Below are 24,364 nucleotides of genomic sequence, written 5' to 3' on the forward strand. Positions count from 1 at the left end.
CGCACGGGTCGGGCTCGACGTCGACCTGGCCGCACCGCTCGCCTCGCTGTCGCTGGCCGACCAGCAGCGCGTGACCCTGGCGCGTGCGCTGGCCGGGCAGCCATCGTTGCTGATTCTCGACGAGCCGACTGCCAGCCTGTCGGCGGCGGAGGCCGAGCGGCTGTTCGTGCTGGTGGACGCGTTGCGCCGCGACGGCGTTGCCATCCTGCTGGTGTCGCATCGGCTCGGCGATTTGCGCCGCATCGCCGATCGCGCGGCGATCGTTCGCGACGGGCGGATCGTCGCCGACCTGGCCGCGCCGATCGATTTCGACGCGGCGGTGGAAACGATGATCGGCCGGCCGTTGCCGCGTACGCGTGCATCGGTGCCGGAGCGTGCCGGGCTGGCCGGAGCCGGGGCAGGCCAAGGCTTCAGCGTGCGGCAGATGCGGCTGACGCCGACCAGTACACCGTTCGACCTCGATGTCCGGCGTGGCGAGATCGTCGCGATCGCGGGCCCTGTCGGCGGCGGCAAGTCGCGCTTCGCGCGGACGATCTTCGGCGCGGTGCGGGCGGCGGCCGGCGAGATGACGCTCGACGGCCGGACATGGCGGCCACGTTCGCCGGCTGACGCGATTCGCGCCGGCGTATTCCTGGCCGGCGAGGACCGCTGGCGCACGTCGCTGTTTCCCGACAGCGTTCCGTTCGCGTCGATCGCGGGCACGATCGGCTTTCCGTTCCTGTCGCGCTGGTTCGCGAACGGCACGGTGCGCCGAACGCGCGAACGCACGGCGGCCGCGACGGCGATCGCACGGTTCGGCATTCGCTGCGACGGGCCCGACGATCGCGTCGCGCACCTGTCCGGCGGCAACCAGCAGAAGGTCGTGCTCGCGCGCTGGCATGCCGAGCCGGCGCGGCTGTTGCTGCTCGACGAGCCGTTCCAGGGCATCGATGCGGGCGCGCGCGCCGATATCGTCGATACGCTGCGGCGTCATGCGCATGAGCGCACGACGATCGTGTTCGTCAGCGATCTCGAGGAAGCGGCCGAGATCGCCGATCGTATCGTGCGATTCGACCGCGCGACGCTTGATTGCGTGCCTCCCACTTCTTCCATCGTGCGTGCCTGCTCATGAAACCCGTGACTTCTTCCGCTGTCCGCCATGCCGCATCCGCCGAACGGTCGTCGCGCCCCGGGCCGGCGCGCATCCGCGATGTGCTTGAACGGACGGGCATCCTGCTCGTGCTGGGCGTCCTCGTGGTCGTGTTCGCGCTCAGGGAGCCGGCGTTCCTGAACGTCGACAATCTGTTCAGCATCCTGCAGGCGGTGTCGATCGTCGCGTTGCTCGGCATCGGCGTGACGGTCACGCTCGCGGCCGGCGGCTTCGACCTGTCGGTCGGCAGCGTGGCCGCGACCGCGCAAATGGCCGCGAGCTACGTGCTGGTCGTCTGGCACGGCAGCGCATGGGCGGCCGTGCTCGCCTGCGTCGTGCTTGGCGTGGCCGCCGGCTTGTTCAACGGCTTGCTGATTACGCGGCTGCGCGTGCCCGACCAGCTCGCGACGCTCGGCACGCTGTTCCTGCTGGCCGGCCTGCAGTTGATCCCGACCGGCGGCCGTTCGCTCGCGACCGGTTCCGTGCTGCCCGACGGCACGGACGCGACGGGCGTGTTCCCCGATGCGTTTCTCGCGCTCGGCCGGTTGCGCGTGTTCGACGTCGTACCGTTGCCGGTGCTGCTGCTCGCGGCTGTGACGGTGCTGGCCTGCGTGACGATGGAGGCGACCCGCTGGGGCCGCGTGATCTACGCGATCGGCGGCAACGAAACGGCCGCGCGGCTGGCCGGCGCGCCGGCCGCGCGCTACCGCGTCGCCGCGTATGTCGTGTCGGGTGCGATCGCGTCGCTGGGCGGCGTGCTGATCGCCGCGCGGGTCGGCCGCGGCGACGTGAGCGCGGGCCACTCGCTGCTGCTCGATGCGGTGGCGGCCGCGCTGATCGGTTACGCGGTGTGGGGCGCGAAGCGGCCCAACGTATTCGGCACGGTCGTCGGGGCGGTGTTCGTCGGCGTGCTGCTCAACGGGCTCACGATGCTGAACGCACCCTACTACATGCAGGATTTCATCAAGGGCGTACTGCTCGTGCTGGCCCTTGCATTTACGTTCGGCATCGGTCGCCGTACGGATGCCCGGGCGTGATGCGTGAGCTCGACGAGACCAGGCTCGGGCATCCACGGTTCGGAGAATTTTCAGGCAGGACGGTTTGTTATCCAAAATAATATCCATTGCTGAATCAGTCGGTTTGAATTCGCGCGGCGCGCTGATAGATTGAGCCGATATCGTCCTATATGGAGACAGACACGCCATGCGCTCGTTGCTTCGCCGGAAGTCGCGTATCGAACTGAAACTCGGTGCACTCGTGCTGGGCACTGCGCTCGTGTTCGGTGTGCCCACGGCCCACGCCGGTCCGCTCAAGGGGGCGCCTGCGCCGTTCGACAAGGGCGGCGTGAAGATCGCGCTCGTCAACTACCTGTCGACCGGCGATTTCTTCCAGGCCTACGAAGCCGGCGCGCAGAAGCAGGCGCGGGCGCTCGGCGTCGATCTGCGCATCTACGAAGGCCGGCAGGACGCGGCCGAGCAGCGTGAGCAGATTCAGCAGGCGATCAGCATCGGCGTGTCTGCGATCATCGTCAATCACGGCTTGCCGGAATCGCTGAAGGACGTCGTTCAGCGCGCGCTGGACAAAGGCATCAAGGTCGTCGCGTTCGACGTCGATCTCGCCAATCCGAAGGTGCCGCAGATCGAGCAGAACGATCGCGACCTGGCGAACCTGCTGCTGAATCAGGCGGTGAAGGACAACGGCGACACGTTCGCGGCAGGGTACGTGTACGTGGCCGGATTCGCGCCGCTCGACCGGCGCGATGCCGCGTGGCGCGATTTCAAGCGTGCGCACCCGAAGGTGCAGGAAAAGGCGCGCTGGGGCACCGTCGACAATCCGATCGCGCAATCGGTCGCGAACCAGGCGGCGGCCGTGTATCGTGCGAATCCCGACATTCGCGTCGTGTTCGCGCCGTACGACGAGTTCGCGCGCGGCGCAAAGCTCGCGGCGGACGAGGCCCGGCTCTCGTCGAAACTCCGCATCTACAGCGCGGACGTGTCGACGGCCGACATCGAGGCCATCCGCGCGCCGAACAGCGCGTGGGTCGCGACGGCCGCGACCAATCCGGCGGTCGTCGGCGCGGTCTCGGTGCGGGCCGCCGCGCTGCTGGTCGCAGGGCAGGACCCGGGCGCGCGCATCGCGGTGAAGCCGACGCTGATCACGCGTGACGATCTCGTGAAGAACGACATTCATACCGTGGCCGAACTCGCCGCGAAGTTTCCGGCGTTCCGCGCGAGCGACGCGGCGACTGCCGCATGGATTCCGGCAGTCGACTGAGCGCCTCGGCACGTAGCGCGCGACGATCACATTCTCGAGACGCGGACGCTGAAGGTGACCGCGCACGCGCCCGGTCGCAGCGGCGTGCGCGAGATCCGGATACGCGTGCGGTATTCGCCGTCGTGACCGCGGTACTCGTCTGGGGCATCGTGCGCGTGCGGCGCATCAGGTGATGCGCCGGCCACGTGTCGCGTGGCCGCTCGAGTGCGGTTATCCTGCGCGTTCGTCTATTTCATCGAGAAATCAAGAACGTCTTCGATTCGCTCTTCGGGATGGGGTAGCGCGACGGAGCCGTCCCGTCGCCCACTCAATCGCCCGATGGCCCCGGCCGGCTGAAGCGTTGCTCGACCACCTCGGTTCCCCAATGCGTGCCCGCGGATTCGCTGGTCAACGCAAAGCCGAACGACTCGTACAGATGGCGCGCCGAGTCCAGCCCCTTGAACGTCCACAGGTAGGTTTCGCGAAACCGCTGCGCGTCGACGAAGCGCATGGCTTCCGTCATGAGCCGGCGCCCGATGCCCGACCCGCGCAGCGCGTCGTTCACGATGAACCAGCGCAGGTGCGCGATGCCGGTTGCCGGGTCGCCGTCGATCGCGAGCGACGCGAGTGTCCGCCCGTCTTCCTGGCATAGCCAAAGCGCCTTGCCGTCGGCCGGCAGCACACCGGCGAACTCGGCCAGCTCGGTCGCCACCCGCTTTTCGAAAAAGGCGCCGAAGCCCCAGTGTTCCGCATAAAAACGCGCGTGAAGGCCCGCGATATCGCCGATGCAGCCCGGTTGGTAACCTTCTCGGATCGCGGGCGCGTCGAGTGCCGCGACGGGCGCTTTCGCGGCGTTGTCCTGCGCGAGCGCATCGGCATACAGCGCGAGCGAGCGCAGCAGCGCCTGCTGGTCGGCGGGCACCATGCGGCGCAGCGCATTCGACACCTGGTCCGTCGCGAACGTGTCGATTCTCTTCTGAAGTTTTTTCCCTTCGGCGGTCAGGTACAGCTCGATCGCGCGCGCATCGTCGCTCGACACGCGCCGCTCGACGACACCGGCCGCCTCGAGGCGCGCGAGTTGCCGGCTCGTGTTCGATTTGTCCAGCCGCAAGATGTTGCCCAGATCGCGGGCGTTGATGCCGGGCGCCATCCCGATCTCGAGGATCGCGTGGACGGCCGACGGCGCCCAGTCGCTGTCGGCCAGCGTCGCGCGCATGAAGCCGAGCTCGCGAACCAGTTTGCGGGAGAAGTCGCGCAGCTCGAGGATCGTGGCTTCGCGAGGCTTGGCGGGCGGGTCGATGAGGTCCATGGGTGGCCTGGAAAGGTTGCGGATCGCAATCAATAATAGTTGCGGGTCGCAACTTGATCAAGGCGGATTTTCATGGGGACGGGTTATGCCGACGGAGTCTTTCCGGAGGCCGGTGTCGGCGTGAACCAGGGCGGCGACGAGTGGTACTGACGCGGATGGCGGCGTGCCGCGAACCGGACGCATACTGGGTGCATCCGGCCTGCCTGCCATGCGCGCACGGGCGTCGGCTGGCCATCGATCCGCGGCGGCGGACAACGGAGCTCACCATGAACCATCTGAAGCCGATGACGATTGCGTTGCTTGCCGGATGCGGCATCAGCGCCGGCGCGGTCCACGCGGCCGGCAGCATGGATGCGCCGCCGTGCAGCGCGGCGCATGCGGCGGACCCGGGCGGTGTCGCCGCGATGCCGGGCACGTCGGTACGCAGCTTCTCGACCGCCGGCTGCTCGGGCGCCGTACTGCAGGGCGAACGGGCCACCGCGACGGTCAATGGCGACCGGGTCGAGCTGCGGGACGGCATCGTCTATGTGAACGGCCGTTCGTACGGCGCCGTCACGCCCGCGCAGACGGTCGAATACGAAGCCGCGCACGACCGCCGCACGCTGAAGGTCGACGGAGTCGTCCGCACGCCGGTGCGCTGACCCGCAAGCAGTTCAGGCTCAGGCGGACGGCAACCGCGCCGCGCTCATTCGACCAGCGTCAGCCGGCCGTCGCTGAGCCGCACCTCGCGCCCGACCCACGCCGCGTCGACACGCGGCAGCACGGCCGACGGCTTGCGCAGTTCGCGCAGCAGTGTCGCGCCATGCGACAGCCGGCCGCCCATGCGCGCGATCACGGCGCGCGCGGCCTGATATTGCGCGTGCCGGCCCGGATCGAGCGTGTCTTCCAGCAGGATGTCGTGGCCGAGCACCCCTTGCGTGTGGCCCGGATAGATCATGAAGCCGGCCGCTTCGTCGGTGCCTTCGCCGCCGTCCTGCCAGAAGCTGCCGTTGCGTTCGCGGCGCTCGGGATGGGGCGCGAACCACGCGTCGCGATCGGCGGCCGGCATCGCATGATGCAGGCGGAAGAACACGCGCATCAGGTTGTCGCGATACCACTCGCGGACCTGCAGATACCAGCCGCGCATGCCGGGCGCGCCGAGCGCGTGGAGTACGCGAACCGGCAGCGGCCAGTCAGGAAACGCCTGCAACGGCAGGCGGGTGGGCGCGGGCCGCGCGGTGCCCGGATCGGTTTCCCACGGCAGGCGATGCGGGCTGTCGTCGAGCTGGCCGTATGCGGTCGGCGGACGGCCCCACAGTGCGCCGCCGCTGCTGGCCAGCGACGACGCGATGCACAGGTTGCCCTGCACGACGAATACGTAGAAGCGCGTGAACCAGTCGGCCAGTTGCTGGCCGTCGGCGTGTTGCTCGACGAGCGTCGCGAGTTCCTGGTCGAAGCGCTGCAAGCCGCGCTCGAGCGTTGGCAGATGCCCGCGCGCGACGCGCAGCATGCGCCAGAACACCGGCAGCGAACGCAGCAGCCGCAGCGGGCGCCAGCGCAGCGGCGGCGTCGCGCCGCCGATCTCGCCGCTGTAGTTGCCGGCCGACACGCCCCAGTCGGCGAGGCGGGCGAGGAACAGGTCGTTGTTGATGTACGACGCGCCGCCATAGAGTGCGGTGAATGGTTCGTTATCCTGCAGTACGCGTGCATCCCAGCGCGCCATGATCGCCGGGATGCTGCCGGCCGCGCGTCGTTGCGCGTACTCGACCAGCCGGCTCGGCTGCGGCGGCAGGATCTCGGCGATGTTCGCGGCGGTCAGGTGGCGATGCCAGCCGTAGCTGCTGATCGGACGGTATTGCAGCAGCCACAGCTGCCGGCCGTCCCACGCCCATTCGACGTCGCCCGGCACGTAGTGGAACGCGCGCAGCACGCGCTGCAGGAAAGCCCACAGCTGCGGCGCGCCCAGGCCGTGCGCGGTGGGGAACGTACCGCGCTGCCAGGGCTCGCCGAGCCGCGACAGGATCGCGCGTTGCGGGCTGGCCTGTCCGTCGGCGAGCGTTTCGAGGTGGCCTTCCACCCATTCGACTTCGACCGCCAGATGCCGCACGAACGCGATGCCCGACAGCACGGGCGTGATGAAGCGCTGCACGACCGCTTCCTCGAGGCCGCCATCGAGCAGCTCCGCCACACGCGCGGCCGCCTGCGCTGCCGGTACGCGCAGGAACGTCGTATGCAGGCCGGCGTTGGCCGCATCGGCCTGGTCTTCACCGTGGCTCGACGAGCGGATCGCCCACTCGGCATCGGGCTGGCTCGCGAGAAAGCCGGGCAGGCGCGGATCGTCGGCGCGGGTCAGCGACAGCGCGGGCGGCACGGGCAGGCCGGCCATCGTCGCCAGCGCCAGGCGCCCGCCCTTGGTATGCGCGACGAAGCCGGCATCGCCCGCTTCGAGCCAGTGCACGAATGCCGCCGGCGCGTCGATCCACGGATAGTGTCCCCAGCCGGCCTGCAGCGTGACGGTGAGGTCGGCGCGCGCGAGGATCGCCGACCATGCGGCGGCCTGGCGCACGCCGAGCACGTTGTCCTGGTCGCCCCACACGAGTTCGATGCGATCGGCGACCCACTCGAGCAGCGGCAGCGCGGTATCGGCGCGCACGAGATCCCAGTGCGGCAGGAACGCACGGCAGCGCGCATAGCCGGCGCCCATGCGGCGGTACTGTGCGCGTGTCCAGGCCAGGTTCGAGAACTTGCGGGCGAACAGCGTCGGGTAGTGCGCGAGCAGCCAGTGGATGGTCTTGCGCAGCGGCTTCGGCGCCATCAGTTTCGGCAGGCGCCGTTCCCACAGGAACGCGCCGACGGGCGCGAGCAGCACGCTGCGGCTGAAGTGGCCGGGGCGTCGCTGCAAGGCGTGCAGCACCAGCAGCGCGTTCACGCCGACCGCCATGATCGCGTGGCCCGGCTCGGTCATGTCGAGCAGCGCTTGTGCATAGGCGGCGAGATCCTCGCAGGGCGGCGCGGGGTTGCCGCCGAACCCCGGCAGTTCCAGCGGCACAGGCTGGTAATGCCGGAAGTGGGGCAGCGCATCGTCCCACCAGTCGGCCGCGCTGCCGTTGCCGGCGAGGAGGTACAGGATCGGTTTGCTCATGGAGGCTTCGTCGGCGGGCGATCGTCGCAAGGGCGCGCGGTCGGGGCGGCGCCGTTTGCGGATGCCACGGGTCGTGTCCGTGTTGTCTTGTTCGCGTTGCGCCGGTGCGAGTGGAATGGAAGGGCGGCCCGCTCGGCTTGATGTTCGATTGTTGCGGGCATTCTACGCGAGTCGAATTCATGCAATGCGCGATGCATTCGGCGCTCGGATTTTTCTATACGCGCTCGATAGGCGTGACCGGATGTCGATTGGAAGAAATGATTTGAAGTCGGTGAATGATCCGGTTTGAATCGCGCACGTCACGCAACCGGAGAAAGTAGAATCAGGCCGCCGGATTTCACCGAACCGGATTCGAGGAATGAAAATGAAAAGACGCTGGATTGCGGGTGCATTCCTTGCGCTCGTCGCAAGCGGGGCATGGGCCGAGAGCTGGATCACGCTTGGCCCCGGCCCGGCCATCGCGCTCTATGTGGATCCCGCTTCCGTCGAGCGTTATCCGCTCAATTCGTGGGTGACGGTCAAGATCGTTTATGCCGAGCCGCGCCGTTACTCGGCGCCGTTTCCGGTGAAGCGCCTCGTTTCCGATTGGTCGTTCGACTGCGAGAACAAGACCTGGGCGATGGGCAAGACCAGCATGGTCGGAGCGCAGCCGGGCGAGGTCTACGTATCTCGCGAAAATTCGGATGATTACCGGTATGTCGAGCGCGACTCCATTCAGACGCTGGTCATGGATTACGTCTGCGGCAAACGCGGATGATGGAAATGGCGTCCGCTCGCCGGTTCCGGTTCGACGGTTTTCAGTTGAAGGCGGGTCAGGCGGCGTTTGATCGCCGGGCCTGGCCGCACGTTTTTTTCCATCACGCACGGTATCGATTCGCTTGGCCGTGCCGGTGCGACGCTGCACCGGCACGGAGACGAATCAGTGCGTGGCGCTTGCCGCGACCGCATCGGCCGGGCTGCCGGGCGGCTGGCCCGTCTGCCGGCGCGAGCGGCCCGAGCTGAGGTACGCGGCGATCGAATCCTGCGTGATCTCGCCGAGCCATGCGCCGTCGGGGTCGAGCACCGGCATCCACGACGCGCTGTACTGGTACATCTTCGACAGCACGATGCGCAGGTTGTCGTCCGCCGCGACACCGGCCGGGAAGGGCGTCACGCGCTCGCCGCACACGCCGCCGCCGGTGCGCGCCGCGCGGCGCGTCACGTAGCCGAGCGCGCGGCCCGCGTCGTCGAGCACGGTCAGGTAGCGGCAGTCGGTTTCGTCCATCACGGCGAGCGCGTGCGCGAGCGGCGTATCGACCCGTGCCGTTTCGGGCTGCGTGGCGGCGTCGCCGGCCTTCACGAGCAGCAGGCGCTTGAGCGTGCTGTCCTGGCCCACGAACTGCGCGACGAATTCGTCACGCGGGCGGGCGAGCAGCGTGTCGGGGTGATCGTATTGCACGAGCTGGCCGCGCCGGAACACGGCGATGCGATCGCCCAGCTTGATCGCTTCGTCGATATCGTGGCTCACCATGATCACGGTCTTGTTCAGTTGCCGCTGCATCTGGAAAAACTCGTTCTGGATCGATTCGCGATTGATCGGATCGACCGCGCCGAACGGTTCATCCATCAACAGCACGGGCGGATCGGCGGCCAGCGCGCGAATCACGCCGATCCGCTGTTGCTGCCCGCCCGACAGTTCGCGCGGATAGCGTTTCAGGTACAGCTTCGGATCGAGCGCGACCATCGCCATCAGGTCGCGCGCGCGCTCGGCGCAGCGCTTCTTGTCCCAGCCCAGCAGGCGCGGCACGACGGTGATGTTTTCCTCGATCGTCATGTTCGGGAACAACCCGATCTGCTGGATCACGTAGCCGATGTGGCGCCGCAGGTCGACCTCGTTCAGCTGCGCCGTATCCTCGCCGTTGATCAGCACGCGGCCGGACGTGGGGGCGATCAGCCGGTTGATCATCTTCAGCGTGGTGGTCTTGCCGCAACCCGACGGGCCGAGGAACACGCAGATTTCCCCCTCGGCCACCGAGAGGCTCACGGCGTCGACGGCGCGCACGGCCTGGCCGTCCTTGCGCGTGAAGGTCTTGGTCAGTTTGTCGAGTTCGATCATGTCTTCTGGACTCCCTTCGGTGTCAATGCTCGCTGCAGCCTCTGCAGGAGCCGGTCGGCGACGATCGCGAGCAGGCTCACGAGCACCGCGCCCACCAGCAGTTTCATCATGCTGCTCTGGCCGATGGCGCGCAGGATCAGCGTGCCGAGCCCGCCCGCGCCCACCACGGCGGCGATCGTCATCACGCCGATGTTCATCACGACCGCGGTGCGCACGCCCGCGAGAATCACGGGCACCGCGAGCGGCAGGTCGACGAGCCGCAGGCGCTGCCACGACGTCATGCCGATGCCGGTGCCGGCTTCCTTGATGCCCGCATCGACGTTGTGCAGCGCGAGGTACGTGTTGCGCATGATCGGCAGCAGCGAGTACAGGAACACGGCGGTGATCGCGGGGGCGGCGCCGATCCCCTGGCCGAAGCGCGAGAAGAGCGGGATCATCAGGCCGAACAGCGCGATGGACGGCAGCGTGAGCACGATGGTCGCGACGCCGAGCAGCGGCCCGGCAAGCCAGTCGTGGCGATTGATGAGGATGCCGAGCGGCACGCCGGCCACGATCGCGCAGCCTACGGCGATGCCGACCAGCCAGATGTGCTGCAACGTGAGTTGCAGCAGCTCGGGCCAGCTCGATGCGAGATAGTCGAATACGCTCATCGGTTCTCCTTCAGGGCAGCTTGTGCGTGCGCAGGAATGCGTCGGCGACGTCGCGCGGCGACTTGCCGTCGAGGTCGACCTCCTTGGCCATCGCCTGCATCACGTCGTTGTCGAGCGCGGCCGACAGCGCGTTGAGCTGCGTCGCAAGTTTCGGATTGCGATCGAGCGTGCCCTTGCGCACCACGGGCGTCGCGTTGTACGGCGGGAAGAAGTGCTTGTCGTCCTCGAGCGGCACGATGCCGAAGCCCTTCACGCGCCCGTCGGTCGTGTAGACGAGACCGATCTTCAGCTGGTTGTTGTGCAGCGCCGTGTAGACGAGCCCCGGGTCCATCTGCTTGAGCTGCGCGCGGCTGAACTGCATGCCGTAGGCGGCGAGCAGTGGCTTCAGCCCGTCGGGGCGATTCGCGAATTCCGCGTCCATCCCGAACACGTAGTGCTTCGCGGCCGGGTCGGTCTTCAGGTGCTCGGCGAGCTGCGAGACGGTCCGGATGCCGGTGGCCTGCGCAAGCGGGCTGGGCAGGCCGATCGCATAGGTGTCGTTGAGCGGCGACGCGTCGAGCCAGACGAGCCCGCGCGGCACGTCGAGCGCCTTGACGCGCCGGTACATTTCCTCGGGCGACAGCTTGTCGTTGATCTTGTTGTAGACGAGCGCGGCGGTGCCCGTGTAATCCCACATGAGATCGAACTGGCCGTTCTCCAGCGCGCTGCGCACGAGCGTGCTGCCGAGGCCCGAACGGACTTCCACGTCGTAGCCGCGCGCGCGCAGGTACTGCGCGGTGAGTTCCGCCAGCACGTATTGCTCGGTGAAGTTCTTCGCGCCCAGCACGAGCTTCGCCGCGCAGGCCGGTGCGCTCGCCGCCACGCACAACGCGGCGACGGCGCACAGGCGCGCGAGCGATCGAATGGTGCGGTGGAGCGTCATGCGGCACCTCCGTGGCGGGCGAGCCAATGGCGGCTGCCGGCCGCGACGAGGCCGTCCAGCACGAGCGCGAGGATCGCGGTGAGCGACGCGCCGAGCAGCAGCAGCGGCTGGTTGTCGAGATAGATGCCGGGGAAAATCAGCGAGCCGAGACTGTCCGCGCCGATCAGGTAGGCGAGCGGGGCCGTGCCGACGTTGATCGCGAGCGCGGTGCGCACGCCGCCGACGATGATCGGCAGCGCATTGGGCAACTCCACGCGCACGAGCGATTGCCAGCCCGTCATGCCGATGCCCTTGGCGGCTTCGCGCAGCGCGGCCGGCACGTTCTTCATGCCTTCGTAGGCATTGCGCGTGATGGGCAGCAGCGACGCGAGGAACAGCGCGACGATCGCGGGCACGCTGCCGATGCCGAAGATGCCGAGCGCGATGGCGAGCACGGCGAGCGACGGGATCGTGTTGCCGATGTTGAAGACCTGCATGAAGCGCTCGGCCTGATGCTGGAAGCGCGGCCGGCTCAGCAGCACGCCGGCCGGCACGCCCACGGCGATCGCGAGCGCCATCGAATAGACGACCAGCAGCATGTGCTGGCCCGCGTAGTACGCGAGATCGTCCGCGCGCTGGCTGAATGTGTCGGCGCCGATGCCGCGGGCGAGTGCCCAGGCGATGGCGACGATGGCGATCAGGCTGCCCACCAGCTGGACAGTGCGTCGAGTCATGAAGATACACCCCCTCAATCTCGGTGCGGCACACGCACGGGCGCGCGCCGCGTGGACGCCGGATGGCGCCGCGATGGAAGTTCGTGATCCCGGCATGGCCGCGATTTGAACTGACGGAAACAGTCATGCCGGCCGCAACGAGGTGCGACTGGCGGTCGAGTGAACGCAATGCTGCGTTCGTCTGATTGTCATGTTCAGCCCGGCGGCGCCGTCATGGCGAGGCGCGTTCGAGCAGGGCACCGTCTCGTGAAGACGGCATGGATGCGGCGGGCATGAAACCTGCCGCTGGAGCCGGAGGCCCCCTTGACGTGGCGAAACGGATGCATGCGCAACGAATTGCGAAATGACATCACGTTGCACACGAGATCATGCATTTTGTGATGAAGTTGGGCTGAGTATAGAGTAATCGAATGATCGCGTCTACCGTGGGGGGCGATCGGGATTGCGTGCCGACGATCATGCGGTGGCGATGAAACGGGGAAGGATCAGGTGTTTGAAAAATGATTCGAATTCCGAATCGATTGGCGAGGGCCGTCAACTTGAAGCGGGTTTCGCGAGCGCCCCAGCGTCGTGCCCGACCGTCACGCACCACCATGTCTCCACGCGCGCCCGGCCTATTCGCTTCCGTCCTGATCGGCGCGCGGTGCCCTGCCGGTCCAGCGTCGATACGCATGACGGAAACTGCGCGGCTCGCTGTAGCCGAGACGTTCCGCGATGGCCGCGACCGTCAGCTCGGGATCGTCGAGCATCCTCACCGCCTCGTCGCGGCGCACGTCGTCGAGGAGCGACTGAAACGTGAGACCGTCCTTGTCGAGCCGCCGGCGCAGCGTGCGCTCCGTCAGGTGCAGGGCATCCGCGAGCGACGTCATCGACTTGAAGCGCGCGAGGTCGCGCGCCATCAGCTCTCTCGCGCGATCGGCGAAGCGCGTGCCGACCGACGCGGCCCACTGCCGTTCGAGCGCCTCGCACTGGCCATGCAGCGCATTGAAGCTGACTTCGTTCGCGAGCAGCGGCGTCTCGGTGCCGTTCACCGACGTGAACACGAGACGGTTGTCGCCCGCATTGAACACGACCTTGCAGCCGAAGTGGCGCGTGTAGTCGGCCGCGTTGCGCGGCGTGCGGCGCGCGAGCTGCACCTGCTCGGGCCAGACCGGCTTGCCGACGAGATCGGACACGATCAGCCGCAGGCTCGACAGGCACATGTCGACCTGGAACACCTCGAGATCGGGCTCGCCGTTGTAGCGGCTGATCGTCACGCTCATGCCGTCCGCGTGCGCATCGATACGCACATCGAAATACAGCCCCATGAACAGCGGAAACTGGCCCATGCACCGGAATGCCTGCATCACCGAGCCGCTGATCAGCATCGCATAGCCGGCGAGGCCGAGCGTCGACACATGCAGTCGCGCGCCGATCGACAGCCCGATCGACGGCACGCCGCTGCACTGCAGCAGGTTGTGGAAGCAGCGCTGCTCCTGGCCGCGATTCACGTGCAGGTTCGGCGACGCGACTTCGTCCGCGCCGAGCCCCGTGCCTTCGAGCAGTGCGGCGCCGTCGATATGCCGCACGCGGCACTCGTCCAGCGCGACCGCGATCGCGTGGACGGTGGCGGGAATGTCCTCCTGGCGCCCGGCCGGGCGTGCGAGGCCGAGCGACGAGCGCAGGCTGCGCTCGGCCCGGCTCTGGTCTGGATGGGGGCGACTGTTCATGGTGCTGAAGGGGCGACGGGGTCGCGTAGAACATAGCCGGAATGTCCGCAAAACGCCAGTGCCGCACAGCAGCATGCATGGCTCGCGGGCGCGACGCGCGGCGGTGTGTCCGGAAATATCCCCTGATTACGTCCGCTTTTCTCATTCGTGGCCGATTTTTTGGCGCACCACACTTTCTCCCAGTCGTGCGCCGCCGGCCGTGCCGGGCGAACGAGTGTTGCAGCCGTGAACGCCACCCACGTGAGGACAGCATGGACAACGACAGCCCAGGTCGATACGCATCAGCCGCCGTGACGCATGACGTCGGCGCGCACGCGATGCGAGGCGACGCGGACCCACACCGCAAGCCGCATCTGCTCGGGCTCGCGACGCTGGTGATCTTCGGCCTCGCGTACATGCTGCCGATGACGGTGTTTACGACTTACGGGATCGTCACGAGCGAGACGAACGGGCACCTGACCGCCGCGTATGCGGTCACGCTGGTGGCGATGCTGTTCACCGCGCGCAGCTACGGCCACATGGCGCGGCTGATGCCGAGCGCCGGGTCGGCCTATACGTTCGCGAGCCGCAACTTCGGCACGTCGGCCGGCTTCATGGTCGGCTGGGCGTTGCTGATGGACTACCTGTTCATCCCGATGATCAGCTACCTCGCGATCGGCATCTACATGAAACAGATTTTCCCCGGTGTGCCGGCCGGCGTGTGGATCGTCGGCAGCATCGTGCTGATCACCGGGCTGAACATCGTCGGCATCCGGCTCGTCAATCGCGTGAACCTGATCCTGATCGCGAGCCAGCTCGTGTTCATCGCGATCTTCTTCATCGCTTCCGCGCGGGTCGCGTCGGGCGAAGGGCTGTCGATGGCCGTCGCGCTGCCGTCGTCGGGCGATGCGCGGGCGATCTTCGCCGGCTCGGCGATCCTGTGCCTGTCGTTCCTCGGCTTCGATGCGGTCACCACGCTGTCGGAGGAGACACGCGAGCCGAAGCGCACGGTGCCGCGCGCGATCCTGCTCTGCACGCTGGCGAGCGGCGTGCTGTTCATGCTGGTCGCGTACGTCGGGCAAGTGGTGTTTCCCGACTGGCACGCATTCAAGGATCTCGATTCGGCCAGCCTCGACCTGATGCGGCGCATCGGCGGCGGCACGCTGTCGGCGTTCTTCGTCGCGGTGTACGTGGCCGGCTGTTTCGCGAGCGCGATGGCGGGCCAGGCGAGCGTGACGCGCGTGCTGTTCGCGATGGGCCGCGACCGCGTGCTGCCCGAACGCGTATTCGGCCACCTGCATGCACGGTTGCGCACGCCGGTGCGCGCGACGCTCGCGGTCGGCATCGTGTCGCTGTCCGCGCTGTTCATCACGCTCGATCTTGCGTCGACGATGATCAGCTTCGGTGCGCTCGTCGCGTTCGCGGTGGTGAACCTGTGCGTGATGCGCAGCTATCTGTGCCGGCCCGAGCATCGCCGCTTCGCGGGCTGGATCACGTTCGGCGTGATGCCGGCGATCGGCTTCGCGATGAACGTGTGGCTCTGGTCGGGCCTGTCGCGCCAGACGTTCTACGTCGGCATCGGCTGGCTCGTGCTCGGACTCTGCCAGCTCGTGTGGCTCACGCGCGGCTTCACGCGCCCGGCGCCGACGCTGTCGATGAATTGAATGACCGGTGGCCGACTGCCGGCCGCCGGCTCTGAAAACCCTGAAGGAGGAACGACCCATGAACGCTGTTGACGTCAATCTCGATGCGGACCTGCAGGCCATCGGCAAACGCCACCTGCTGATGCATTTCACGCACGCCGATGCGTATCGCGACCACGCGCTCACCGTGTTCGACCGCGGCGAAGGCTGCTGGCTCGTCGACCGCAACGGCAAGCGCTACTTCGACGGGCTGGCCGGGCTGTACTGCGTGCAGGTCGGCTACAGCCACGGCGCGGAAATCGGCGACGCGATCCGCGAGCAGATGGTGCGGCTGCCGTTCGCGACCAACTGGGGGGTGGGCCACGAGCCGGCGATCAAGCTCGCGCACAAGCTCGCGGCGCTCGCGCCGCAAGGGCTGAACCGCGTGTTCTTCACGTCGAGCGGCTCGGAGTCGAACGAATCGGCGATCAAGCTGGTGCGCCAGTATCACCAGTCGCGCGGCGAGCCGCAGCGGCGCAAGTTCATCGCGCGGCGCGTCGCGTATCACGGCACGTCGTTCGGCGCGCTCGCACTGAACGGGATGACGAACTTCCGCAAGCATTTCGAGCCGCTGATGTCGGGCGTGCGGCACGTGGGCAACACGAAGCGCTACGGCCGCCCGGCGGGCGAGACGGAAGCGCAGTTCACGCGCCACCTGCTCGACGAGATCGAATCGCTGATCGTGCAGGAAGGGCCGGATACCGTCGCCGCGATCGTCGTCGAGCCGCTGCAGAATGCGGGCGGCAGCCTGACGCCGCCGGCCGGCTATGCGGCCGGGTTGCGCGACATCTGCGACCGGCACGGCGTGCTGCTCGTCGCCGACGAAGTGATCTGCGGGTTCGGCCGGCTCGGCGAATATTTCGGCTCCGCGCGCTACGGGCTGAAGCCGGACATCATCACGTTCGCGAAAGGCATCGCGTCGGGCTACGTGCCGCTCGGCGGCGTGATCGCGAGCGACGCGGTGGTCGACACGGTGCTCGACGGCCCGCAGCAGATGTTCCTGCACGGCGCGACCTACGGCGGCCACCCGGTTGCCTGCACGGCCGCGCTCGCGAACCTCGCGATCATGGAGCGAGAAGGCGTGCTGGAGAATGTCCGCAGCAACGAAGCGGTGTTCCGCCAGACGCTCGACGGCCTGCTCGAACTGCCGTGTGTCGGCGACGTGCGCGGCGACGGCTATCACTACTCGCTCGAACTCGTGACCGACAAGGCCGCGCGCCGCTGGGCGGCCGGCATCAGCGCGCAGGCGTTCGTGTCGACGCTGCTCGCGCCCGCGATCTTCGACGCGGGGCTGCTGTGCCGCGCGGGCGTCGATCACGAAGGCACGCCGATCGTGCAGTTCTCGCCGCCGCTCGTGATGTCGCGCGACGAGATCGTGTGGTTCGTCGCGAAGATTCGCGACATCCTCGTCGACACCTATGCGCGGGCGACGCGCTGAGCGCGGTGTCCATCATTTCAGGAGCATTCGATGAGAACGACACGACAGTCCTATATCGACGGCCAGTGGCTCGATCCGGCCGATGCACGGTCGATCGACGTGATCGATCCGAGCACGGCGCGGCCGTATGCGCAGCTCAGGATCGGCGGTGCGGCCGATGTCGATCGCGCGGTCGGCGCGGCGAAGCAGGCTTTCGACACGTATTCGCGCTGGCCGGTGGACGAGCGCGTCGCGCTGCTGCGGCGCGTGCTCGACATTTACCAGCGCCGCTACGAGGAGGTCGCGCGGACGATCAGCCAGGAGATGGGCGCGCCGATCGCATTCGCGCGCGCGATGCAGGCGGCCGTCGGCACCGCGCACCTCGAACAGACGATCCGCGCGTTGCAGTCGTTTCGCTTCAGCACGCAGACCGATTCGCTGCTGGTGTCGCACGAGCCGATCGGCGTGTGCGCGCTGATCACGCCGTGGAACTGGCCGATCAACCAGATCGTGTGCAAGGTCGCGCCGGCGCTCGCGGCCGGCTGCACGATGGTGCTCAAGCCGAGCGAGATCGCGCCGTTCAGCGCGATCCTGTTCGCGGAGATCCTGCACGAAGCCGGCGTGCCGCCCGGCGTGTTCAACCTCGTGCACGGCTACGGGCACGAAGTGGGCGACGCGCTGTCGCGCCACCCGGATGTCGACATGGTGTCGTTCACGGGCTCGACGCGCGCCGGTGTCGAGGTCGCGAAGGCCGCCGCCGATACCGTGAAGCGCGTGCACCAGGAGCTCGGCAGCAAGAGCCCGAACCTGATCCTGCCCGACGCCGATATCGAGGACGCGGTCACGCGTGGCGCGCGCAGTTGCTTCAGCAACAGCGGCCAGTCGTGCAATGCGCCGACGCGCATGCTCGTGCACGCCGATCATCTGGCGCTGGCCGAGCAGGCCGCGCGGCGGGAGGCGGAACGCACGGTCGTCGGCGATCCGCGTTCGACGGAAACCGGTATCGGGCCGGTGGTCAGCCGCACGCAGTTCGACCGTATCCAGCACTTCATCCGGCTCGGGATCGAAGAAGGCGCGACGCTCGTCGCCGGCGGGCCGGGGCGGCCGGACGGGCTCGGCGACGGGTTCTACGTGCGGCCGACGGTTTTCTCGAACGTCACGCCGGACATGACGATCGCGCGTGAGGAAATCTTCGGGCCGGTGCTGTCGATCATGACCTACCGGACCGAGGAAGAAGCCATCGCGCTCGCGAACGATTCGGTCTACGGGCTCGCGGCCTACGTGCAGTCGAAGGATATCGAGCGTGCGCGCAGGGTGGCGGCGCGGTTGCGGGTGGGCAACGTCCACATCAACTACCCGGCATGGAACCCCGCCGCGCCGTTCGGCGGCTACAAGCGCTCGGGCAACGGCCGCGAGTATGCGGAGTTCGGCCTCGTCGAGTATCTGGAGACGAAGGGCACGACGGGGTACGCGTGAGCAACCGTACGATGCGGCGCCCGCCCGGGTGAATCGCGGCGCGCATGCGCGATTGCCTGCGCCGCTCGCGGCGGCCGGCCGCCACGGCCACGCACGGCGTCGGCAATTACCGCGTGGCTGATACTTCCCGTGCGCTGCGGAGCACGCGGCGTCGCGCCGACGCCGCGCTTGCCGGCAGTCAGTCCTCGTCGGGATCCGTTGCGCCCGCATCGGATCCCGCAACGGGCGCGGCGGCCCGCCGGCGGATCTCGGAATCGAGGATCAACCGCCCGCGCAGCTTGCCCTTCATCCGCTTCACATGCTTGGGCGCCTCGGTCATGTGCTCGACCATCAGCGCCCGGACGCGCTCGGCGTCGCGCTCGCGCGCGGCTTGCAGGATCGCCTTGTGGATCGACACGTTCGCTTCGCCGAAGCGCTTGTGCTCCACGAGCGGCGTATCGTTCCGGAACTCGATCAGCTGCCGGATCATCTCGTTGATCAGCTCGCAGCTGAAGCGCAGGAACGGGTTCGGGTTCGCGGCCGCGAGGATGTCGTGGAACGTCGTGTCCTCCTGGCGCTGGCGCAGCATGTGCCCGCGGTCGTGCACGCCCGACGCGCCGTCGCAGCACGCGATGTTCGCCTCCAGCGCCGCGAAGTCGCGCTCGCCCAGATGCGGCACGGCACCGGCCGCCAGCTCGGGTTCGAGCAGCTTGCGCACGGTGTAGATGTCGTCGATCGTCACGTCCTTGAAGAACAGGTAGTTCTGCAGCAGCTGCAACGTGCGGTCGAGCGGCACCTCGACGACCATCCCGCCGCCGGACGGCCCCGTGGTGACCTTGATCAGCCCTTGCACCTCGAGCGACTTCAGCGCCTCGCGGATCGTGCTCTTGCTCACCGCATAGAGCTGCTGCAGCTCGGCTTCGCGCGGCAGGCGATCGCCCGGCTTCAGGTCCTTCTCGGTGATCAGCCGCTTGATCTCCTCGGCGACGAGGTCGGCCCGCTTCGGCTGCTTGATTTCGACCGCGAGGCCCGCCCTGGCTCGGTCCATGACCATCTTCACGACTCCTTTGTCTGACTCCGCGCCGCGTCATCGTCGACGATCCGTTCCGGCGCGGGTACGGAATTTTGCCTGATTGACACCAATTTTGATCAACTCTAGCATCAGGTTCATTCTATTTATCATGATAAATAGGATCAACCGGCGGCGCGCATCCTGCAGGGCGTGGGCACGGTTTGGCAGTCGGTCGCATCGCGTGTGTCCCCCTTTATCAGGAGCGTCAACTTGAATCGCCGAGAACTGTTGAAACTGGCCGCGCTGTCGGCCGTGCCGGGTGCGCTCGGCAGCATGTCGTCCCGCGCCGCGTTCGCGCAGGGTTCGTCCATCCAGCTCGCATGCCCGGTGCCGATGTCGGGGCCGTTCGCGGCCAACGGCAAGTACGCCGATCTCGGCATGCAGCTCATCGTCCAGCAGTACGGCAAGGTGCTTGGCGCGCCGCTCGCCTACACGGCGCTCGACACCGAGGGCAAGCCCGCGACCGCCGTGCGGCGCGTGCAGGAGATCGCGCAGCAGAAGGGCGTGCGTTTCTTCGCGGGCGGCATCCTGTCGTCCGAGTCGCTGGCGATGGGCAAGGAAGTCCAGAAGGCGGGCGGCGTGTTCATCACGACGGCCGGCGCGGACGAGATCACCGGCAAGGATTGCAACGCCGCGACGTTCCGCTGGTCGGTGCCGACCTTCGGCGCGATCGAGCAGACGGTGCGCCCGTTGACCCGGATGCTGCCGAAGGCGAAGCGCTGGTACACGATCACGCCGCAATACGTGTTCGGCGAGGGGCTGCTGTCGGCCGCGAAGGCGATCTTCAAGGAAAAGGGCATCGAGCATGTCGGCAACAGCTACCACTCGCTCGCCGAGAAGGAGTTCAGCGGCTACCTGACGAATGCGGCGGCCGCGCAGCCGGACGTGCTGCTGATCCTGAACTTCGGCTCGCAGTCGTCGGACACGCTGCGCCAGGCCGTCAGCTTCGGGATGAAGCGCAACTGCACGATCCTGCTCGCGTGGGCGTCGGGCCTCGAGCAGTTCGAGGCGCTCGGGCCCGACATCTGCGACGGCGTGTATTTCGGCGCGCAGTACTGGCACGGCATCGATTCGCCGCTGAACCGCGACCTCGTGAAGCGCGCGAACGCCACGTTCAAGGCGAACCCGAACTACAGCCTCGCGGGTTCCTACATCTGCTCGAAGATCCTGGTCGACGCGATGGTGAAGGCCGGCAGCGCCGATCCGAAGAAGGTGGTCGCGGCGATGGAGGGCATGAAGTACGACGGCCTCACGGGCCCGGAGGAAATCCGCAAGGGCGACCACCAGGTGCTGAAGAACTACTACCTGCTGAAGGGCAAGCCGAAGAGCCGGATGAAGAACGCGGACGACTACGCCGACATCGTCAGTTCGGGCCAGTCGTTCCTGCCGGTCGACAAGACGAGCTGCAAGCTCGCGTGACGCAGTGCATGCGTCCGCGGCCGTCGCGCGCCGCGGACGTCCGTTACCTTCCTTTCTGACACGGAAGCCATGAACGTCTATCTGCTGCAGATCGTCAACGGCATCGGCGTGGGCATGCTGTATTTCCTGCTCGCCGTCGGCCTGTCGATCGTGTTCGGCCTGCTGCGCTTCGTGAACTTCGCTCACGGTGCGTTCTACCTGCTCGGTGCGTATCTCTGCTACCAGGCGCTGCAATGGTCGGCGAATTTCTGGGTCGCGCTCGCGGTCGTGCCGCTCGTCGTCGGCGCGTTCGCGTGGAGCGTCGAAAAGCTCGTGCTGCGTCATGTGTACGCGCAGCAGCACGAATTCCACATCCTCGCGACGGTCGGGCTCGCGCTCGTGCTGCAGGAGTGCGCGATCCTCGCGTGGGGCCCGCTCGGCGACAACGTGCCGCCGCCCGACGCGCTGAACGGCGTCGTGATCTGGGGCGGCTTCGTCTACCCGAAATACCGGCTGTTCGTGATCGCGTTCACGGCCGTGCTCGCCGCGCTCCTGTGGTGGGTGCTCGAAGGCACGCGGCTCGGCAGCACGGTGCGCGCGGGCAGCGAATCGACGGAGATGGTGTCGCTGCTCGGCATCAACGTGACGCGCGTGTTCAGCCTCGTGTTCGCGCTCGGCGCGGCGACGGCCGCGCTCGCGGGCGTGCTCGCCGCACCGATCCGCGGCGTCGACCCGTTCATGGGCATCGAGGCGCTCGGTGTCGCGTTCGTCGTGGTCGTCGTCGGCGGGATGGGGAATTTTCTCGGGGCGCTGGTCGGCGGGCTGCTGGTCGGCATCGTGCAGAGCCTGATGAGCACGCTGTGGCCGGAAGGGGCGCGGCTGATGATCTATGTCGCGATGGCGGCTGTGCTGCTGTTGCGTCCGAACGGGTTGCTGGGGAGGGCCGCATGATCGAATCGTCGAAACCGCTGCCGCCCGGGACGGCGGCCTCGTCACGCCCGCGACCGTGGCGCGGCGCATGGCAGCGGCCGGAAGGCTGGCTCGCGGTGGCCGTCGTGTGCGCGCTGCCGGTTGCGCTGAGCTCGGGCTCGCTCGCGACCGAGGTGCTGGTGTTCGCGCTCGCCGCGCTCGGCTGCAACCTGCTGCTCGGCTACACGGGGCTGCTGTCGTTCGGACAGGGCATCTTCTTCGGGCTCGGCAGCTACGCGGCGGGGCTGGTGCTGACGCACGGCGTCGCATCGGTGACTGCCGCGCTGGTGGCAGCCACCGTGCTCGGTGCCGTCGCGGCCGCGCTCGTCGGCTGGTTCTCGATCCGGCAGCGCGGCACTTATTTCGTGATGCTGACGCTCGCGTTCGGGCAGCTGTTCTACTTTCTCGCCTATACGACGCCGGACCTCACGGGCGGCGACAACGGGCTGCTCGACATCCCGCGCCCCGCGCTGTCCCTGTTCGGGCATCCGCTCGTCTCGCTCGATTCACCGTGGCGCTACTACGGCTTCGTCGCGGTGCTGTTCGTCGCGGTGTTCTGGCTGTTGTTGCGCGTGTCGCGCTCCGTGTTCGGCCGTACGCTGCTCGCGATCCGCGACAACGAAGCGCGCGCGGCGGCGGCCGGCTACGACGTGAAGCGCTTCAAGCTCGCGGCGTTCGTGCTGTCGGGTGCGGTCACGGGTTTGGCCGGTGCGCTGCACGCGTTGATGACGGGCATCGCGCCGCTGTCGAACATCGACTATCACACGAGCGAGATGATCCTCGTGATGACGGTGATCGGCGGCACGGGCAACCTGTTCGCGTCGGTGCTCGGCGCGGCGTTCTACGTGCTGTTCGCGGACTGGCTGTCGACGCTGTGGCCGCGCTGGCTGCTGCTGCTCGGCCTCGTGCTGATCGCGGTCAGCCTGTTCATGCAGCGCGGGTTGTGGGGGTTGGGTGAACGCGTCGCGGCGTCGCTGCGGCGCGGCGCACGGACGGCGACGACGACCGGGGAGCAGCAATGAGCGAAGCGATTCTCGAGGCGCGCGGCATCGTCAAGCGCTACGGCAAGTTCACGGCGCTGGGCGGCGTCGACCTGCGGATCATGCCGCGCACCGTGCATTCGGTGATCGGGCCGAACGGCGCCGGCAAGACGACACTGTTCCATACGTTGACGGGCACGCTGCCGATCACGTCGGGCTCGATCCTGTTCGACGGTCACGACGTGTCGCGCGAACCCGATCACAAGCGCGTGCGGCGCGGCATCGCGCGCTCGTTCCAGGTGACGAGCCTGTTTCCGAACCTGAGCGTGCGCGAGAACCTGCGCGTCGCCGCGCAGGGCGTCGAAGCGCGGCGCGCGCTGAATCCGTGGGCGGCGCCGCGCGGAGCGCTCGCGCACGACGGCATCGTCGACGACGTGCTCGAGCGGCTCGGCCTGCAGCGCTTCGCCGATACGGCGGCGGGCGTGCTGTCGCACGGCCAGCAGCGCCGGCTCGAGGTCGGGATGGCGCTGGCGGCGCGACCGCGCGCGATCTTTCTCGACGAGCCGACGTCGGGCATGGGGATCGACGATCTCGGCGACATGAAGGCACTGATCCGCGGCCTGCGAGACGACTACACGGTCGTGCTGATCGAACACAACATGGGCATCGTGATGGACATCTCGGACACGATTACGGTGATGCAGCAGGGCCGCGTGCTGGTCGAAGGCAAGCCGGACGCGATTCGCGGCGACGAGCGCGTGCGCAGCGCGTATCTCGGCAACATGATCACGGGAGGCCGCGCATGATGCTCGACGTGAAGGACGTTCATGCCTGCTACGGCAAGAGCCACATCCTGCAGGGCATTGCGCTGAACGTGAACGAAGGCGAGACGGTGACGTTGCTCGGCCGCAACGGCGCGGGCAAGTCGACGACGCTCAAGACGATCGCGGGCGTCGTCGCGCCGACCGGCGGCACGGTGACGTTCGCGGGCCGGCCGGTGTCCGGGCAGCCCGCGCACCGGATCGCCGCGCGCGGCCTGTGCTTCGTGCCGGAGCATCGCGGGATTTTCCGCCTGCTGTCGGTCGAGGAGAACCTGCGGCTCGGTGCGCGCCGCGATTCACCGTGGCAGCTCGACGACATCTACCGGATCTTCCCGCGCCTGAAGGAGCGCCGCCGCAACGGCGGCGCGCAGTTGTCGGGCGGCGAGCAGCAGATGCTCGCGATCGGCCGCGCGCTGATGAACCACCCGCGGCTGCTGATGCTCGACGAGCCGGTGGAAGGGCTCGCGCCGGTGATCGTCGAGGAGATCGTCGAGCAGTTGAAGCAGATCAAGGCGGCCGGCGTGGCGATCCTGCTCGTCGAACAGAACCTCGAAGTGTGCACGCAGCTCGCCGACCGCCACTTCGTGATCGAACAGGGCGTGATCGTCTACGAAGGCAGCAACGCGGCGTTCGCGGCCGATCACGAGGTGAAGGACCGTTACCTGGGCGTCGGCGTCGCGTAAGCGCCGC

21 protein-coding genes are annotated in these 24,364 nt (G+C 67.8%); 13 read left to right on the forward strand and 8 right to left on the reverse strand.

All coding sequences use genetic code 11. The annotated features are described in order from the left end of the window. The 3 genes from G3N98_RS16070 to G3N98_RS16080 all read left to right on the forward strand — a co-directional run. Window positions 1–1,111, forward strand: a 1,111-nt coding sequence (locus tag G3N98_RS16070) for an ATP-binding cassette domain-containing protein (protein ID WP_241025938.1), incomplete at its 5' end; no start/stop codon positions are given. Further along, a complete protein-coding gene (locus tag G3N98_RS16075) occupies window positions 1,108–2,166 on the forward strand; it encodes an ABC transporter permease (protein ID WP_206148653.1) in 1,059 nt (352 codons plus the stop codon). The genes G3N98_RS16070 and G3N98_RS16075, both read left to right, overlap by 4 nt. A 166-nt stretch (window positions 2,167–2,332) precedes the next feature. Next, window positions 2,333–3,403, forward strand: coding sequence for a substrate-binding domain-containing protein (locus G3N98_RS16080; protein WP_175238612.1), 1,071 nt, complete (start codon window positions 2,333–2,335; stop codon window positions 3,401–3,403). Between the two features lie 307 nt (window positions 3,404–3,710). Here the strand turns inward: G3N98_RS16080 and G3N98_RS16085 are convergent, their stop codons facing one another. Further along, entirely contained in the window at window positions 3,711–4,691 is a 981-nt protein-coding gene (locus G3N98_RS16085; RefSeq protein WP_206148654.1) for a helix-turn-helix domain-containing GNAT family N-acetyltransferase, read from the reverse strand. 266 nt (window positions 4,692–4,957) lie between these two features. Between G3N98_RS16085 and G3N98_RS16090 the strand changes: the two genes are divergently transcribed. After that, the gene (locus tag G3N98_RS16090) at window positions 4,958–5,332 is read left to right on the forward strand and encodes a sugar ABC transporter ATPase (RefSeq protein ID WP_206148655.1); all 375 of its coding nucleotides are present in this window, start codon (window positions 4,958–4,960) and stop codon (window positions 5,330–5,332) included. 44 nt (window positions 5,333–5,376) lie between these two features. Here G3N98_RS16090 and G3N98_RS16095 read toward each other — a convergent pair whose 3' ends face one another. Then, window positions 5,377–7,812 carry a PEP-utilizing enzyme gene (locus tag G3N98_RS16095; protein WP_206148656.1) on the reverse strand — a complete coding sequence of 812 codons (2,436 nt, stop codon included), beginning with the start codon at window positions 7,810–7,812 and terminating at the stop codon, window positions 5,377–5,379. A gap of 358 nt (window positions 7,813–8,170) precedes the next feature. Here G3N98_RS16095 and G3N98_RS16100 point away from each other — a divergent pair, with 358 nt between their 5' ends. Next, window positions 8,171–8,569 carry a surface-adhesin E family protein gene (locus tag G3N98_RS16100; RefSeq protein ID WP_175238609.1) on the forward strand — a complete coding sequence of 133 codons (399 nt, stop codon included), beginning with the start codon at window positions 8,171–8,173 and terminating at the stop codon, window positions 8,567–8,569. 162 nt (window positions 8,570–8,731) lie between these two features. Here the strand turns inward: G3N98_RS16100 and G3N98_RS16105 are convergent, their stop codons facing one another. From G3N98_RS16105 to G3N98_RS16125, 5 genes are all read right to left on the reverse strand, one after another. After that, window positions 8,732–9,907 (reverse strand): ABC transporter ATP-binding protein, encoded by a 1,176-nt coding sequence (locus G3N98_RS16105; RefSeq protein WP_089429931.1) that lies wholly within the window; start codon window positions 9,905–9,907, stop codon window positions 8,732–8,734. After that, the gene (locus G3N98_RS16110) at window positions 9,904–10,557 is read right to left on the reverse strand and encodes an ABC transporter permease (RefSeq protein ID WP_089429930.1); all 654 of its coding nucleotides are present in this window, start codon (window positions 10,555–10,557) and stop codon (window positions 9,904–9,906) included. Before G3N98_RS16110 ends, G3N98_RS16105 begins: the two co-directional genes overlap by 4 nt. A 10-nt stretch (window positions 10,558–10,567) precedes the next feature. After that, on the reverse strand, window positions 10,568–11,479 hold the full coding sequence (locus tag G3N98_RS16115) for a glycine betaine ABC transporter substrate-binding protein (RefSeq protein WP_206148657.1): 912 nt from the start codon (window positions 11,477–11,479) through the stop codon (window positions 10,568–10,570). After that, window positions 11,476–12,192 (reverse strand): ABC transporter permease, encoded by a 717-nt coding sequence (locus G3N98_RS16120; RefSeq protein ID WP_089429928.1) that lies wholly within the window; start codon window positions 12,190–12,192, stop codon window positions 11,476–11,478. Before G3N98_RS16120 ends, G3N98_RS16115 begins: the two co-directional genes overlap by 4 nt. A 614-nt stretch (window positions 12,193–12,806) precedes the next feature. After that, entirely contained in the window at window positions 12,807–13,901 is a 1,095-nt protein-coding gene (locus tag G3N98_RS16125; protein WP_175238607.1) for an AraC family transcriptional regulator, read from the reverse strand. Between the two features lie 251 nt (window positions 13,902–14,152). On the opposite strand from G3N98_RS16125, the gene G3N98_RS16130 reads away from it, so the two are divergent. The 3 genes from G3N98_RS16130 to G3N98_RS16140 are packed head-to-tail and all read left to right on the forward strand — an operon-like array spanning window position 14,153 to window position 18,455. Continuing rightward, the gene (locus G3N98_RS16130) at window positions 14,153–15,544 is read left to right on the forward strand and encodes an APC family permease (protein ID WP_175238606.1); all 1,392 of its coding nucleotides are present in this window, start codon (window positions 14,153–14,155) and stop codon (window positions 15,542–15,544) included. A 58-nt stretch (window positions 15,545–15,602) separates the two neighbouring features. Next, the gene (locus G3N98_RS16135; RefSeq protein ID WP_175238605.1) at window positions 15,603–17,000 is read left to right on the forward strand and encodes an aspartate aminotransferase family protein; all 1,398 of its coding nucleotides are present in this window, start codon (window positions 15,603–15,605) and stop codon (window positions 16,998–17,000) included. A 30-nt stretch (window positions 17,001–17,030) separates the two neighbouring features. Further along, window positions 17,031–18,455 carry an aldehyde dehydrogenase family protein gene (locus G3N98_RS16140; RefSeq protein ID WP_206148658.1) on the forward strand — a complete coding sequence of 475 codons (1,425 nt, stop codon included), beginning with the start codon at window positions 17,031–17,033 and terminating at the stop codon, window positions 18,453–18,455. A 178-nt stretch (window positions 18,456–18,633) separates the two neighbouring features. Here the strand turns inward: G3N98_RS16140 and G3N98_RS16145 are convergent, their stop codons facing one another. Then, a complete protein-coding gene (locus G3N98_RS16145) occupies window positions 18,634–19,488 on the reverse strand; it encodes an FCD domain-containing protein (RefSeq protein ID WP_089430150.1) in 855 nt (284 codons plus the stop codon). A 228-nt stretch (window positions 19,489–19,716) separates the two neighbouring features. Here G3N98_RS16145 and G3N98_RS16150 point away from each other — a divergent pair, with 228 nt between their 5' ends. From G3N98_RS16150 to G3N98_RS16170, 5 genes are all read left to right on the forward strand, one after another. Further along, entirely contained in the window at window positions 19,717–20,925 is a 1,209-nt protein-coding gene (locus tag G3N98_RS16150) for an ABC transporter substrate-binding protein (RefSeq protein ID WP_206148659.1), read from the forward strand. A gap of 69 nt (window positions 20,926–20,994) precedes the next feature. Continuing rightward, window positions 20,995–21,855: a branched-chain amino acid ABC transporter permease gene (locus G3N98_RS16155; RefSeq protein ID WP_089459596.1), complete on the forward strand. Its 861-nt coding sequence runs from the start codon at window positions 20,995–20,997 to the stop codon at window positions 21,853–21,855. Continuing rightward, window positions 21,852–22,895, forward strand: coding sequence for a branched-chain amino acid ABC transporter permease (locus tag G3N98_RS16160; protein WP_206148660.1), 1,044 nt, complete (start codon window positions 21,852–21,854; stop codon window positions 22,893–22,895). Before G3N98_RS16155 ends, G3N98_RS16160 begins: the two co-directional genes overlap by 4 nt. Further along, the gene (locus G3N98_RS16165) at window positions 22,892–23,659 is read left to right on the forward strand and encodes an ABC transporter ATP-binding protein (RefSeq protein ID WP_206148661.1); all 768 of its coding nucleotides are present in this window, start codon (window positions 22,892–22,894) and stop codon (window positions 23,657–23,659) included. Before G3N98_RS16160 ends, G3N98_RS16165 begins: the two co-directional genes overlap by 4 nt. Then, on the forward strand, window positions 23,656–24,357 hold the full coding sequence (locus G3N98_RS16170) for an ABC transporter ATP-binding protein (protein WP_206148662.1): 702 nt from the start codon (window positions 23,656–23,658) through the stop codon (window positions 24,355–24,357). The genes G3N98_RS16165 and G3N98_RS16170 overlap by 4 nt, the downstream gene beginning before the upstream one ends. Window positions 24,358–24,364: the final 7 nt, after the last annotated feature.

Source organism: Burkholderia sp. Tr-20390 (assembly GCF_017104595.1).
Lineage (GTDB): Bacteria > Pseudomonadota > Gammaproteobacteria > Burkholderiales > Burkholderiaceae > Burkholderia.

Bases quoted from the DNA above. Each gene is read 5' to 3' on its own strand.
- G3N98_RS16125 (WP_175238607.1), bottom strand. From the start codon at position 13,901: ATGAACAGTCGCCCCCATCCAGACCAGAGCCGGGCCGAGCGCAGCCTG.
- G3N98_RS16140 (WP_206148658.1), top strand. From the start codon at position 17,031: ATGAGAACGACACGACAGTCCTATATCGACGGCCAGTGGCTCGATCCG.
- G3N98_RS16145 (WP_089430150.1), bottom strand. From the start codon at position 19,488: ATGGTCATGGACCGAGCCAGGGCGGGCCTCGCGGTCGAAATCAAGCAG.
- G3N98_RS16160 (WP_206148660.1), top strand. From the start codon at position 21,852: ATGATCGAATCGTCGAAACCGCTGCCGCCCGGGACGGCGGCCTCGTCA.
- G3N98_RS16075 (WP_206148653.1), top strand. From the start codon at position 1,108: ATGAAACCCGTGACTTCTTCCGCTGTCCGCCATGCCGCATCCGCCGAA.
- G3N98_RS16135 (WP_175238605.1), top strand. From the start codon at position 15,603: ATGAACGCTGTTGACGTCAATCTCGATGCGGACCTGCAGGCCATCGGC.
- G3N98_RS16165 (WP_206148661.1), top strand. From the start codon at position 22,892: ATGAGCGAAGCGATTCTCGAGGCGCGCGGCATCGTCAAGCGCTACGGC.
- G3N98_RS16170 (WP_206148662.1), top strand. From the start codon at position 23,656: ATGATGCTCGACGTGAAGGACGTTCATGCCTGCTACGGCAAGAGCCAC.
- G3N98_RS16085 (WP_206148654.1), bottom strand. From the start codon at position 4,691: ATGGACCTCATCGACCCGCCCGCCAAGCCTCGCGAAGCCACGATCCTC.
- G3N98_RS16130 (WP_175238606.1), top strand. From the start codon at position 14,153: ATGGACAACGACAGCCCAGGTCGATACGCATCAGCCGCCGTGACGCAT.
- G3N98_RS16100 (WP_175238609.1), top strand. From the start codon at position 8,171: ATGAAAATGAAAAGACGCTGGATTGCGGGTGCATTCCTTGCGCTCGTC.
- G3N98_RS16110 (WP_089429930.1), bottom strand. From the start codon at position 10,557: ATGAGCGTATTCGACTATCTCGCATCGAGCTGGCCCGAGCTGCTGCAA.
- G3N98_RS16080 (WP_175238612.1), top strand. From the start codon at position 2,333: ATGCGCTCGTTGCTTCGCCGGAAGTCGCGTATCGAACTGAAACTCGGT.
- G3N98_RS16090 (WP_206148655.1), top strand. From the start codon at position 4,958: ATGAACCATCTGAAGCCGATGACGATTGCGTTGCTTGCCGGATGCGGC.
- G3N98_RS16120 (WP_089429928.1), bottom strand. From the start codon at position 12,192: ATGACTCGACGCACTGTCCAGCTGGTGGGCAGCCTGATCGCCATCGTC.
- G3N98_RS16155 (WP_089459596.1), top strand. From the start codon at position 20,995: ATGAACGTCTATCTGCTGCAGATCGTCAACGGCATCGGCGTGGGCATG.
- G3N98_RS16095 (WP_206148656.1), bottom strand. From the start codon at position 7,812: ATGAGCAAACCGATCCTGTACCTCCTCGCCGGCAACGGCAGCGCGGCC.
- G3N98_RS16105 (WP_089429931.1), bottom strand. From the start codon at position 9,907: ATGATCGAACTCGACAAACTGACCAAGACCTTCACGCGCAAGGACGGC.
- G3N98_RS16115 (WP_206148657.1), bottom strand. From the start codon at position 11,479: ATGACGCTCCACCGCACCATTCGATCGCTCGCGCGCCTGTGCGCCGTC.